Annotated in this window: 12 protein-coding genes; 7 read left to right on the top strand and 5 right to left on the bottom strand. The window is 68.5% G+C overall.

Going from position 1 to position 12,043, the window contains the following annotated elements; all coding sequences use genetic code 11:
• Positions 1 to 108 precede the first annotated feature (108 nt).
• Positions 109 to 3,018: an AfsR/SARP family transcriptional regulator gene (locus YM304_RS06740; protein ID WP_162142045.1), complete on the top strand. Its 2,910-nt coding sequence runs from the start codon at positions 109 to 111 to the stop codon at positions 3,016 to 3,018.
• On the opposite strand, the gene YM304_RS06745 is transcribed toward YM304_RS06740, so the two are convergent.
• Genes YM304_RS06745 through YM304_RS06755 form a run of 3 tightly spaced genes read right to left on the bottom strand, consistent with a single transcriptional unit; the run spans position 3,015 to position 5,214 of the window.
• Complete coding sequence (locus YM304_RS06745) at positions 3,015 to 3,509, bottom strand: CinA family protein (RefSeq protein WP_015440906.1); 495 nt, start codon at positions 3,507 to 3,509, stop codon at positions 3,015 to 3,017. The two genes, YM304_RS06740 and YM304_RS06745, sit on opposite strands and share 4 nt — an antisense overlap.
• A complete protein-coding gene (locus YM304_RS06750) occupies positions 3,506 to 4,237 on the bottom strand; it encodes a glucose 1-dehydrogenase (protein WP_015440907.1) in 732 nt (243 codons plus the stop codon). The genes YM304_RS06745 and YM304_RS06750 overlap by 4 nt, the downstream gene beginning before the upstream one ends.
• The gene (locus tag YM304_RS06755) at positions 4,237 to 5,214 is read right to left on the bottom strand and encodes an aldo/keto reductase (RefSeq protein WP_015440908.1); all 978 of its coding nucleotides are present in this window, start codon (positions 5,212 to 5,214) and stop codon (positions 4,237 to 4,239) included. The genes YM304_RS06750 and YM304_RS06755 overlap by 1 nt, the downstream gene beginning before the upstream one ends.
• A gap of 155 nt (positions 5,215 to 5,369) precedes the next feature.
• On the opposite strand from YM304_RS06755, the gene YM304_RS06760 reads away from it, so the two are divergent.
• The 6 genes from YM304_RS06760 to YM304_RS06785 all read left to right on the top strand — a co-directional run bounded on the left by YM304_RS06760 (position 5,370) and on the right by YM304_RS06785 (position 10,910).
• Entirely contained in the window at positions 5,370 to 6,542 is a 1,173-nt protein-coding gene (locus tag YM304_RS06760; protein ID WP_015440909.1) for a thiolase family protein, read from the top strand.
• Between the two features lie 80 nt (positions 6,543 to 6,622).
• Positions 6,623 to 7,402: an SDR family NAD(P)-dependent oxidoreductase gene (locus tag YM304_RS06765; protein ID WP_015440910.1), complete on the top strand. Its 780-nt coding sequence runs from the start codon at positions 6,623 to 6,625 to the stop codon at positions 7,400 to 7,402.
• Positions 7,403 to 7,485: 83 nt separating this feature from the next.
• On the top strand, positions 7,486 to 8,181 hold the full coding sequence (locus YM304_RS24635; protein ID WP_015440911.1) for a hypothetical protein: 696 nt from the start codon (positions 7,486 to 7,488) through the stop codon (positions 8,179 to 8,181).
• Positions 8,150 to 8,944, top strand: a complete 795-nt coding sequence (locus YM304_RS06775; RefSeq protein ID WP_015440912.1) for an alpha/beta fold hydrolase — start codon at positions 8,150 to 8,152, stop codon at positions 8,942 to 8,944. The genes YM304_RS24635 and YM304_RS06775 overlap by 32 nt, the downstream gene beginning before the upstream one ends.
• Positions 8,945 to 8,964: 20 nt before the next feature.
• Positions 8,965 to 9,819, top strand: a complete 855-nt coding sequence (locus YM304_RS06780; protein ID WP_015440913.1) for an SDR family NAD(P)-dependent oxidoreductase — start codon at positions 8,965 to 8,967, stop codon at positions 9,817 to 9,819.
• A 50-nt stretch (positions 9,820 to 9,869) separates the two neighbouring features.
• On the top strand, positions 9,870 to 10,910 hold the full coding sequence (locus YM304_RS06785; protein ID WP_015440914.1) for a calcium/sodium antiporter: 1,041 nt from the start codon (positions 9,870 to 9,872) through the stop codon (positions 10,908 to 10,910).
• On the opposite strand, the gene YM304_RS06790 is transcribed toward YM304_RS06785, so the two are convergent.
• Both YM304_RS06790 and YM304_RS06795 read right to left on the bottom strand, forming a co-directional pair.
• On the bottom strand, positions 10,857 to 11,498 hold the full coding sequence (locus YM304_RS06790) for a class I SAM-dependent methyltransferase (RefSeq protein ID WP_041298082.1): 642 nt from the start codon (positions 11,496 to 11,498) through the stop codon (positions 10,857 to 10,859). The genes YM304_RS06785 and YM304_RS06790 overlap by 54 nt on opposite strands.
• A gap of 52 nt (positions 11,499 to 11,550) precedes the next feature.
• Positions 11,551 to 12,042: a DoxX family protein gene (locus YM304_RS06795; protein WP_015440916.1), complete on the bottom strand. Its 492-nt coding sequence runs from the start codon at positions 12,040 to 12,042 to the stop codon at positions 11,551 to 11,553.
• Position 12,043 lies beyond the last annotated feature (1 nt).

Below are 12,043 nucleotides of genomic sequence, written 5' to 3' on the forward strand. Positions count from 1 at the left end.
CACGCCGGCACGAGCGCGACGTGAGCGGAACCGGACGACTGGGGCATGTCTCCGAGGATACGCCGCGACCGTTCCGACCCGAGCGGTCGAGTTGGCAACGCGTCGCCGATGCGCCGTTACGCCTGGTCACGTACTATCGGCGGTGTGCGTATCCAGGTGCTCGGCGACGTTGCGGTCTCCCACGACACGGTGTCGCACGCACGCCCAGTCGGCGGCGGTCGACACCGGCTGATCCTGGCGCTGTTGGCGGCTCGTGCCGGGCGCACGATCGCCGAGGATGCGCTGATCGAGGCGATCTGGCCGAACGACCCACCCAAGTCGGCTCGTACCGCGCTGCAGACCTATGTGTCGGAGCTGCGCGACCTCTTCGAGCCCGATCGCCCGCGGCGATCGACGGGTTCGGTGATCGCCACCGAATCCACCGGGTACCGGTTGCGAGTCGGTGCCGGCTGGCGTCTCGACTCGCTCGATCTCGAACAGGCTGCGTCGGCGGCCGATGTCGGTGCGGCGACGCTCGATCGACTGCTCGACGGGTGGGGTGAACCGTTCGCCGAACTCGGTGACCATCCCGATCTCGTCGCCGCCTCGGTGCGCGTGCGCGAGGCGCACGCCCGTGTCGTCGAACGTCGGGCCGACATCGAGTTGGCACAGGGCGGGGGAGCGCGACTCGTCGACCTGTTGCGTGACGCGGTGTCGACGCATCCGTATCGAGAGCGTCTCGTCGAGCAGCTCGTGATCGCGCTGTACCGGTCGGGCGACCAGCGCGGCGCACTGAGCGCGTGCCGCGAGTACACGACGCGCATGCGTGCCGACCTCGGACTCGAGCCCGGCCCGTCGATCACGGCCCTCGAGCACGCGGTGCTCGAACACGCCGAGGACGAGATCGACGTGCTGGCGGGTGGGGCGCTGGCGGGTGGAGCGGCTGCTCCGTCGTCGGCGCCGGCTCGGGTTCGGCGATCCCGCGTCGACCTCGTCGGCCGGGCCGACGACCTCGCCCGACTCCGCGATGCCGTCGAGTCGAGCCCCGCCGTCACGATCGTGGGGCCGAGCGGTGTCGGCAAGACCGCGCTCGCGTTGGCGTTCGTCGACCAGGTCGGCGTCGACACGGTGGCCGCCGTCGACGTCGCCGAACTCGCAGTGGCCGACGAACCATCGATCTGGCGCGCGCTCGCCGACGAGCTCGGCGTCGGCGAGCAACCACACGTCGATCTGGCGGCGAGCGTCGTCGACAACGTTCGCCGCACCGATGCCACCGTCGTCATCGACACCGCCGAGGTGGCGATCGGTGCTGTCGGTGCCGTGGTCGGCCGGCTCGCCGCCGATCGGCGTGGCACGTGCCTCGTGACCTCACAGGTCGGACTCGACGTCGCGGAGGCGTCGGTGATGCGGCTCGGACCGTTGCAGGCAGCCGATGCCTCGGCGATGGTGACGTCGCAGCTCGAACAACCAGGTCGCCACGACCCCGAACAGCTCGAGCGTCTCGTCGACCGGCTCGACGGGATTCCGCTCGCGCTCGAGATCGCGGCGGCGCGAGTCGGCGATCTCGGCGTGACCGACACGCTCGCCTCGCTCGAACGACGCGGCGAGTTGCTCGCCCCCGACGACGGTCGACCGCTTCGCCACCGCAGTACGGCTGCCGCGGCTGCGTGGAGCATCGCGCAGCTCGATTCGACGACCCGCGTGCTGCTGCGACGGTTGGCGACGCATCGCGGTGCCTTCGATCTCGCCACGGCCTGCCACATCTGGTCGTCTGCGCCACTCGACGACACCGCGGTGGAGCAGGGGCTCGCCGACCTCGTCAGCCGATCGCTCGTCGTACGCGTCGACCTCGACGATCGCAGCGAGTACCGCGTGCTCGACACCGTTCGTTCGGCGATACTCGGTGACGCGAGCGATCCGGGTGAGTCGGTCGCCGAGCACGAGATGTGGCTCGCCGAGGCGGTGCTCGAAACCGCGCAGGCCGAGATGTTCAACTCGCCGTCGGTACTCCGGGTGGGGCAGGTGGCGGGCGAACTGGCTCGGGCGCACGACATTCTTCATGCAGCGGGCGACGGTCGCGAACTGGTGCTCGCCGGATGCGCCGCACTGTGGTGGCCCACACAGGGTCGCAACGTCGAAGGGCTCGAGTTGATCGAGCGAGCTCTGCGCACGCACAAGGCGACGGCGCCGCCCGTGCTGTATCGACTCGTCGCCGGCGTGGCATCGTTCGTCAGCTACGCGGCCGGTGACGTGCGCAAGACCAGCGCACTGCTCGACGAGATGGGCAGCGAAGGCATGGCCGAGCTGGTGCCCAACGTCCGGCTCAACATCGAAGGCTCGGCCGCCTTCAACTCGGGCCGGTACGACGACGCGGTGGCGGCCTATCGCGAACTCATCACGCATCATCCCGAGCCGACCGGCCCGAAGCTGCTCGTCATGTGGCTCTTCGGAAATGCGCTCTGGTATGCCGGGCAGTTCGACGAGTCCATCGAGGCGTACCGCGATCTGCGTCGCACCGCCGAATCGGTCGGCAGCTCGAACAGCGTCGCGCTGTCGCTGCGCTTCGAGGCCATGGTGCACGCCGAGACGGGCGAGCTCGATCGTGCCTGGCGCCTGGTGGAGCGGGGGCTCGCGGCGGCGACTCGGTTGGGTGACCCGTCGAGTGTGTGCCAGGCGGAGGTCGCCGCTGCGGTCGTCGCCCATCGTTCCGACGCACTCGACCTCGCCGAGCAGTATGCCCTCGACGCCATCCGGTCGACGCTTCGCCCCTTCGACCTGTTCACTCAGCGAGCGGCGCCGACGATCGTCGCCGCCATTGCACTCGAACGCGATGATCCGAAACGAGCGGCGCTCGCGCTGGGGTGGTACCTCGACTATCTCGACCGGACCGGCCAGCTGCCGGTGGTGGCGACTCGCGAGATGGCTGCGCGCGTCGAAGCGGAGACGCGCGAGCGGTTGGGCCCCGCCGAGTACGGACGACTCGCCGGACGCGGCGCCGCGCTGAGCCTCGCCGAGCTCTACGACGAACTCGCGGGCTAGCGAGCGAGTTCCTCGGCGAACAGTTCGAGGGCCGCGGTCGCGAACGCCACCATGTTGGCGAGGCGGTCGTCGCTGCCGGTGAGCACGTGACGCGCCGCCTCGCTCGGGCCCGACACCGCGACCCAGGCGTGGCCGGCCGGATCGCCGTACGGGTTGCCGGTCGGGCCGGTCGCGCCGCCTTCGCCGATGCCCCACGTCGCCCGCAGATGCGTCCGTGATGCCCGCGCCAGGTGTGTGGCCCACGGCTCGGACGCGCCGCGCAGCTTGCGCGGCCGCTCGACCGGGCCGGTGAGCATGCCGTCGAGCGCGTTGCGGGTGTAGACGACGCTGCCGCCGAGGTAGTACGCCGACGCACCGGGCACCGCGAGCAACGCGGTGGAGGCCAAGCCGCCACAGCTGCCTTCGCCGGTGGCGACGGTCTCGCCACGCGCTTTCAGGAGACGGCCGCACTCGGCGCCGATGTCGAGGAGTTCGCTCGGAAGCAAGCTCATGCCTTCATCGCCCCGTCGACGACGAACTCGTGGCCGGTGCAGTACGACGCCTCGTCGGAGGCGACGAACAGCACGACGTTGGCGACCTCGTCGGCGGTCGCGGTGCGCCCCATCGGGATGCCCGCGGTCATCGCGTCGATGTCGGTGTCGGCCTCGTGCATCATGTCGGTCGCGATGATCCCCGGATGAACGGAGTTGACCCGGACTCCCGACCTGGCGAACTCGAGCGCCGCCGACTTGGTCATGCCCCGCACCGCCCACTTGGTCGCCGAGTAGGCGTGCGAGACGCCGACGCCGCCGAGACCGGCGACCGACGAGATGTTGACGATGCTGCCGCTGCCCTGGGCCTTCATGATCCGCCCGGCTTCACGGATGCCGAGGAACACCCCGGTCTGGTTGATGGCGACCATGCGGTTCCAGTCGTCGAGTGAGGTGTCGAGCGAGCGGGCGATCTGGAAGATGCCGGCGTTGTTGACGAGCACGTCGATGCGGCCTTCCTGCTCGACGATGCTCGTGGTGACGGCGATCCAATCCGACTCGGAGGTGACGTCGTGGTGCATGAAGCGGACCTGTTCACCGAGTCGTTCGGCGGTCGCCTGGCCTTCGTCGTCGCGGACGTCGGTGATGTAGACGGTGGCGCCTTCCGCGGCGAAGCGTTCGGCTTCGGCAGCGCCCTGGCCACGGGCGCCGCCCGTGATGAGCGCGATCTTGTTCTCGAGGCGACCCATCAGGCGAACCCGACCACGGGATGCGGCGTGTAGGGCTCTTCGAGCGAGGTGACGTCGTCGTCGGTCAGTTCGAGATCGAGTGCGGCCACCGCATCGGTGAGGTGGTGCGGCTTCGTCGCGCCGATGATCGGCGCGGTGATGTTCGGCTTGCGCAGCATCCAGGCCAGCGCGACCTGCGCCCGCGAGACGCCGTGGCGTTCGGCGACCTCGCCGACGCGGTCGACGATGACCCGGTCGGATGCCGACGTGTCGTAGAGCAGCTTGCCGAACTCGTCGGTCTCGGTGCGGTTCGTCTCGGTGTCCCATTCGCGGGTCAACTTGCCGCGCGCCATCGGGCTCCACGGGATCACGGCGATGTTCTGGTCGTCGCAGAGCGGGAGCATCTCGCGCTCCTCCTCGCGGTTGAGCAGGTTGTAGTGGTTCTGCATGCTGACGAACCTGGTCCAGCCGTGCGTGTCGGCGACGTGGAGCATCTTCAGGAACTGCCAGGCCCACATCGACGACGCGCCGATGTAGCGGACCTTGCCCGCCTTCACGACGTCGTGGAGCGCCTCCATGGTCTCCTCGATCGGCGTCCGCGGGTCGAACCGATGGATCTGATAGAGGTCGATGTAGTCGGTGCCGAGGCGGCGCAGGCTCGCGTCGACCTCGGTCATGATCGCCTTGCGTGACAGCCCGGCGGCGTTGCGACCCTTGCGCATCGGGCCGAAGACCTTCGTGGCGATCACCAGTTCGTCGCGGTTGCCCATGTCGGCGAGCGCCCGGCCGACGTATTCCTCGCTGGTGCCCGCCGAGTAGACGTTCGCCGTGTCGAAGAAGTTGATGCCCGCGTCGAGCGCATCGCGGATGAATCCACGCGACGTCTCCTCGTCGAGCGACCACGGATGCGTCCCCTGATCCGACGCTCCGTAGCTCATGCAGCCGAGGCAGATCTCCGAGACGTCGAGGCCGGTGTTGCCGAATTTGGTGTACCTCATCGGCTCAGGTTCCCAGATTTTCGACCACCTGCCGCGATCGAACGGGCGCTGTCGGCGGCCGGCGTCTGGGAGGACGATCCGAATGAGGAGTAGCGTGACCGTGCTATCCATCGTCTGGCGGTCGCCGTCCGGCACCCGATCCAACAGGAGTTCCCATGCGCGAAGCAGTCTTCGTTTCCTACGCCCGTACCGGTCTCGCCAAAGCTGGCCGAGGCGGATTCAACATGACCCCGGCGATGTCGATGGCAGCGCATGCCATCAAGCACGCCGTGGCCAAGTCGGGCGTCGAGCCCGAAGCCGTCGAAGACGTCGCCCTCGGCAACGGTGCGCACGGTGCCGGCAACCTCGGTCGCCTCGCCGGTCTGCTCGCCGGCCTGCCCGTCACGACCGGTGGCAACACCATTCAGCGTCACTGCTCGTCGGGTCTCAACTCGATCGCTGTCGCCGCCAACCACATCAAGCTCGACGGCGTCGACGTCGCCGTGGCCGGTGGCGTCGAATCGATCACGATGCCGGGTGGCGGCATCGACAGCCTCGGTGGCGTCGACCCGGCGCTGACCGACCAGTACCCGGCCATCTTCATGGCGATGATCGAGACCGCCGACATCGTGGCCGAGCGCTACAACGTGTCGCGTGAGTACCAGGACGAGTACTCGCTCGAGTCACAGCAGCGCATGGCGCGTGCCCAGGAGAACGAACTGTTCGTCGACGAGATCGTCCCGATGGAGACGAAGATGAAGCTCGTCGACCGCGAGACGAAGGAAGAGTCGATCGTCGACTACGTCGTCGACCGCGACGAGTGCAACCGCCCGCAGACCACCCTCGAAGGCCTCGCCAAGCTCGGCCCGGTCCGCGGTGAAGGCAACTACATCACCGCCGGCAACGCGTCGCAGCTCTCCGACGGTGCGGCCGCCGTGGTGATGATGTCCGACGAAGAAGCGTCGCGGCGTGACATCGAGCCGATGGGCGCCTTCAAGGGCTGGGCCGTCGCCGGTTGCGAGCCCGACGAGATGGGCATCGGCCCGATCTACGCCGTGCCGAAGCTGCTCAAGCGCCACGGTCTCACCGTCGACGACATCGATCTGTGGGAGCTCAACGAGGCGTTCGCCAGCCAGTGCCTCTACTCGCGCGACACGCTCGGCATCGACCCCGAGAAGTACAACGTCAACGGTGGCTCGATCGCCATCGGCCACCCCTTCGGCATGACCGGCACGCGTTGCGCCGGGCACATCCTGCAAGAGGGCAAGCGTCGCGGCGCCAAGTGGGGCGTCGTCACGATGTGCATCGGTGGCGGCCAGGGCGCTGCCGGCCTCATCGAGATCTACTGATCCGCACCAGCCGGACGCTTTGTCTCAGAGACAAAGCGTCCGGCTCGTTCGCGTCCGGGGGTGGCTGACAGGCTCGGAGGATGGCAGACAGCATCCTCGACCGATTCGCACTCACCGACGGCGTCGCCGTGGTCACCGGCGCCGGCCGTGGCATCGGAGAGGGGATCGCGATCGGACTCGCCGAGGCGGGATGTGACGTCGTCCTCACCGCTCGACGCGAGAACGAGATCAACGCGGTCGCCGACAAGGTGCGGGCGCTCGGGCGCCGGGCGCTCGCGATTCCGGGCGACATCACCGACGGTGAGTTCGTCGAGTCGCTCGCCAAGCAGGCCAAGGATGAGATGGGGAAGGTCACGCTCTGGGTGAGCAACGCCGGCGGCGCCGACGACCGCACGCCGCGCCACCTGGCCGACATGCCCGACCGCCAGTGGGACTACCAGATGGATCTCAACCTGCGCGCCGTGTTCACCGGAGCGCGAGCCGCAGCAGCCGTGCTCGAAGAAGGCGGATCGATCATCAACATCTCGTCGGGTGCGGCGCTCAAGCCGTCGCCCAACAACGGTCCGTACGCCGTCGCGAAGGCGGGCGTCGACAGCCTGACCCGCACGATGTCGTCGGAGCTCGCGTCGCGTGGCATCCGGGTCAACGGCGTGGCCCCGGGCCCGGTGCCGACCGAGGTGTTCATGGAGTTCTTCGGTGCTTCCGAGGAAGACATCCCGGGCCTCGGCAAGAAGCTCGGGATTCCGCTCGGTCGCCTCGGCAGACCCGAAGACGTCGCCAACGCCGTCGTGTACCTCGCATCAGACGCGGCTTCGTGGGTCACCGGTCAGACGCTGCTGGTCAACGGCGGCAACCGCTGACGCACCGGTTTGGGGCTGGCTTCTTTCGCTGATCCTGTGGCGGCCTGATCGGCGCCTTCACCTGCGGTCCGCAGCATCGGGCCATGGTTCAACAACTCCTCGAACGTCCCGTTCTGCACCGCGCATCCGACGCACTACGCGGAGCGATCCTGCTCTTCCCGATTCGCATCTTCCTCGGTTTCGGTTGGTTGCGAGCGGGTATCGAGAAGTTCATCGACGCCGACTGGTGGACCGGTGACAAGCTCCGACAGTTCCTCGACGTGCAGCGGGAGACGGCGCTGCCGTTCATGGGGCCGTTGATCGACGACCTGTTCGCTCCTCTCGCCGGGGTGATCGCGGTGGCGGTGATGATCGGCCAACTGGCGATCGGCGTCTGCTTCGTCACCACGCGATGGTTGCGGCCGGCGCTCTGGGCTGCGATCACGCTCAACGTGGTGTTCGTCGCGATGGGGGCGGTCGATCCGTCGGTGTTCTACCTCGTGATCGAACTGTCGCTGCTCGCAGCGCTGGCGCTCGGGGTGATCGGCGGTCGACCGCGTCGGCCGAACCCGTCCAGTGTCGGCGCCAAGGTCGGTGTGGCGATCGCGATGCTGCCGTTCGTCGACACCGTGCATCCCGCCGAGGTGATCCACGATCCTGCGATCATCCTCGTCACCGTTGCCATGCTCGGCGCAGCGACCGAAGCGCTCGGCTGGCTCCACCGCCCTTCCGTCACCTCGTCTGCGCCAGACTGGCGCGATGGCGACCATGACGATTCGGAACTGCGAGCTCGCGTATGACGATGCGGGGCCCGACGGGCCGGTGCCGTTCGTGTGGGGGCACGGGCTGTCGTCGAGCATGGCCTCGGAAGACGAGTTCCCGCTGGTCGACACGAGCGTGCTGCGAAGCGCACGCCGGGTGGTCCGCTACGACGCTCGTGGCCACGGACGGTCGGGCGACCTCGAGTCGTCCGACGACGGGCGCTGGGATCGCCTCGCCCTCGACCAGGTCGAGTTGATCGATGCGCTCGGTCTCGACCGGGTGGCGGTCGGCGGGGCGTCGATGGGAACCGCCACGGCGTTGCACTCGGCGGCGCTGCTCGGTGACCGACTCGCCGGACTCGTCCTGGTGATTCCTCCCACCGCCTGGGAGACGCGCCAGGAACAGGCCCGGATGTACGAGACGATGGCGGCGATCGTCGAGACGAAGGGCGTCGAACCGTTGATCGCCGGGTCGGCGAGCATCGCGCCGCCCGACCCGTTCGTCGCCGACACAGCCACGTTCAAGGCGCGGCGTGCCGAGTCGTTGCGAGCCACCGACCCGACTCGCCTCGCCGCCGTGTTCCGTGGAGCGACGGGCGCCGACTTTCCTCCCGAGGATGCGGTCGCGGCGATCGCGGTCCCGACGCTGATCCTCGCGTGGTCGGGCGACCCGGGTCACCCGGTGTCGACCGCCGACCGGCTCGCCGACGTGATGCCGAACACCGAGGTCTCGATTGCGTCGACGATGGACGAACTCGCCACGTGGACGTCGCGCGTCGACGGGTTTCTCGCCGACCTCTGACGCACTGCCAGGATGGCGTGATGGGACAACTCGACGGCACCGTCGCCGTGATCACCGGTGGAGCGAGCGGAATGGGGCTCGCCTCGGCGCAGCGCTTCGTCGCAGAGGACGCGCGCGTGGTGATCGCCGACCTCAATGTCGAGGCGGGGGAGCGAGCGGTCGCCGAACTCGGCTCGGCGGCCCGGTTCATCCGCTGCGACGTGTCGGTCGAAGCCGACGTCGCGTCCACGGTGTCGCTCGCGGTCGAGGCGTTCGGTCGTCTCGACGTGATGTTCAACAACGCCGGGATCGGGGGAGCGTTCGGTCCGATCACCGAGATCGACGTCGACGACTGGGACGCCACGTTCGGTGTGCTCGTCCGCAGTGTCTTCCTCGGCACGAAGTACGCCGCGCGGGTCATGATCGAACAGGGCGACGGCGGCTCGATCATCAACACGGCGTCGGTCGCCGGACAGAGTGGCGGCAACGGCCCGCAGGCCTACTCAGCGGCCAAGGCAGCCGTCATCAACCTCTCGCAGACCACGGCGCTCGAACTCGCTGCGCATCACATCCGGGTCAACGCGATCTGCCCGGGGCTGATCTTCACGCCGCTGATGCATGCGGGCGACGAAGCGCACGCCGAAGGGCTGATGCGCGAGCTGCAGCCGTGGCCCGAGCGCGGCGAGGGGTCCGACATCGCCGGTGCGGCGTTGTGGCTGGCGGGACCCGACAGTCGGTTCGTCAGCGGCGAGTCGATCACCGTCGACGGAGCGATCACCGCCGCGGGCACCCGACTGTTCGGCAAGCTCAGCGGCACACAGAACCTGCACCGCATGACCGGGATGGCACACGGCACGACCGGCCTCCCGGCAACGGTCAGGCGACTCGACGACTGATCGTCGCTGGCGAAGGCTCGGTGGTCGATGCTCGGTAGCCTCCCGACACTGTGTTGCTCGACATCGTCTTTCTGATCGCGGGACTCACCGCGCTCGTCTGGTCGGCCGACCAATTCGTGCTCGGTTCGTCGAGGCTCGGTCTGTTGCTGTCGCTCCCGCCGGTGGTGATCGGTGCGGTCGTGATGGGCTTCGGCACCTCGGCGCCCGAGCTGCTGGTGTCGTCGCTGGCCGCGGCGAGCGGAGATCGCGATCTCGGTGTCGGCAACATCGTCGGCTCCAACGTCGCCAACCTCACACTGGTGCTCGGCACGGCGGCGTTCGTCACCCGCATGCCGATTCAGCGAGCGGTGCTCCGGCGCGAGGCGCCGCTGGCCATCGGTGCCGCACTGGTGTTCTCGGCGTTCGTCGTCGATGGTCGCATCGCCCGGTGGGAGGGTGCGGTCCTCGTCGGCTTGCTGATCGGTGTGATCCTGCTGCTGATCCGTTCGGGACGGGCCGAAGTGCTCGACGACATCATCGGCGACGAGGTCGAACCACTGTCGAAGGGCCGCGAGGCCGGTCGTACCATCATCGGCCTGATCGGCACCGTGCTCGGGGCGCAACTCGTCGTGTGGGGCGCGACCGACATCGCCGAAGAGCTCGGCGTGACCGGCGGGTTCATCGGCTTCTCGCTGGTGGCGCTCGGCACCTCGCTTCCCGAACTGGTCACCACGGTCGCTGCCGCGCGTCGAGGCGAGACCGGCCTGATCGTCGGCAACCTGTTCGGCTCGAACATCTTCAACGCCCTGGCGGTCGGCGGTGGCATGGGCCTGATCGGCCCGGGTCTCATCGGCGACGATTCGCTCACCACGTACGGCCTGGCGGCGATGCTGGCGGTGGCGGCGGTGTCGTTCCTGCTCTCGATCGGTGGTTCGATCGACCGGCCGCGCGGTGTGGTGCTCCTCGCCCTCTACGTCGGAGCGATGGTGCTGCTGGCGGTGCAGGAGGAAGAGCTGATCGACGAGGAGCCGGCAGCGGAGGTGACCGTGGAGGCCGTGTCAGTGCCGAACGGCTTCGGTGAGCACGGGCCACGGTACGAACCCCAGTCGTAGTATCCGACCCTGATCGGTGACCTCGAAGCCAGCGTCTTCGATCATCCGCTTCATCTTGCGTTTCGGCACCGCTCTGATGGGTCGCCCGGCGAGCGACGAGGTCTGGCGGAGTGCGTCCTCGCCGAGCCCGGTGAGCGCTGCCACCGACGCGATCAGGAGTCGGCCACCCGGGCGGATGATGCGGTGGAGGCCTGCGAGCGCCGCGGGCTGGTCGTCGTACCAGTGAAACGACTCGGTGCAGACCACGATGTCTGCCGATGCTTCGGCGAGCGGAAGCCGTTCGGCGTTCGCGCGGGTGTAGTTGGCGACGAGGGGCTGGCCGGCGTCGGTCTCGGCTGCCAGTGCCCGTTCGAGCATCCCGGCCGACAGGTCGGCACCGACGATGGTGGCCGACGGGAACGCGTCGACCAGACGTCGGGTGAGTTGGCCGGTGCCGCATCCGAGGTCGACGACGACCGCCGGGTCGAGCCCCGAGATGCGTTCGAGGATTGCGTCGTGGACCGGCCGGTACGTGGTCTGTTGCAGGCCGGGGCGGTCGTACGACGCCGACCAGAGGTCGAACATGATCGAGTCGGCCGAGATCGACATGTGTCCATCCTGCCACGTTCCGCGGCAGGACGTGTCAAGCGTCACATCACTGTCATGAGGGTGGCCGGAAGAACACGGCCAGCAAGGCGCCCGCGGCGGCCAGGCCTCCGCCCGCGGAGATGGCGAGGCCGACGTAGCCGTCGAGGTCGGTGGCGATGCCGATCGCCTCGTCGACCGACCAGTCGCCCGGCCCGAGCATGGCGATGGTGACGGCGACGACGCCGAGGACCATCACGTACTCCCAGCCCTCCTTGATGATGAAGAAGCCGCTGTCACGATGCGACGTGTACCAGGCGACGGTCATCAGCCCGACGAAACCGAGGGCCGCGAACGACGTGAGCAGACCGGCTGCGAGGAAGAGTCCGGCAAGCATCTCGCCGCCCGACGCGAAGCGAGCGTGCAGCTTGCCCGGCTTCATGCCGATGCTGTCGAACCAGCCCGCGGTGCCGGCGAGGTTCTTCGCCTTGTTGTAGCCGTGGGCCGCCATCGTGAGTCCGATCACGACTCGGAGGAACAGCAGCGCGAGGTTCGCTTCGTCGGCCATC

Source organism: Ilumatobacter coccineus YM16-304, from assembly GCF_000348785.1.
GTDB lineage: Bacteria > Actinomycetota > Acidimicrobiia > Acidimicrobiales > Ilumatobacteraceae > Ilumatobacter_A > Ilumatobacter_A coccineus.

Excerpts from the sequence above, each read along its gene's own strand:
- YM304_RS06740 (WP_162142045.1), top strand. The coding sequence starts at position 109 with ATGCGCCGTTACGCCTGGTCACGTACTATCGGCGGTGTGCGTATCCAG.
- YM304_RS06745 (WP_015440906.1), bottom strand. The coding sequence starts at position 3,509 with ATGAGCTTGCTTCCGAGCGAACTCCTCGACATCGGCGCCGAGTGCGGC.
- YM304_RS06750 (WP_015440907.1), bottom strand. The coding sequence starts at position 4,237 with ATGGGTCGCCTCGAGAACAAGATCGCGCTCATCACGGGCGGCGCCCGT.
- YM304_RS06755 (WP_015440908.1), bottom strand. The coding sequence starts at position 5,214 with ATGAGGTACACCAAATTCGGCAACACCGGCCTCGACGTCTCGGAGATC.
- YM304_RS06760 (WP_015440909.1), top strand. The coding sequence starts at position 5,370 with ATGCGCGAAGCAGTCTTCGTTTCCTACGCCCGTACCGGTCTCGCCAAA.
- YM304_RS06765 (WP_015440910.1), top strand. The coding sequence starts at position 6,623 with ATGGCAGACAGCATCCTCGACCGATTCGCACTCACCGACGGCGTCGCC.
- YM304_RS24635 (WP_015440911.1), top strand. The coding sequence starts at position 7,486 with ATGGTTCAACAACTCCTCGAACGTCCCGTTCTGCACCGCGCATCCGAC.
- YM304_RS06775 (WP_015440912.1), top strand. The coding sequence starts at position 8,150 with ATGACGATTCGGAACTGCGAGCTCGCGTATGACGATGCGGGGCCCGAC.
- YM304_RS06780 (WP_015440913.1), top strand. The coding sequence starts at position 8,965 with ATGGGACAACTCGACGGCACCGTCGCCGTGATCACCGGTGGAGCGAGC.
- YM304_RS06790 (WP_041298082.1), bottom strand. The coding sequence starts at position 11,498 with ATGTCGATCTCGGCCGACTCGATCATGTTCGACCTCTGGTCGGCGTCG.
- YM304_RS06795 (WP_015440916.1), bottom strand. The coding sequence starts at position 12,042 with ATGGCCGACGAAGCGAACCTCGCGCTGCTGTTCCTCCGAGTCGTGATC.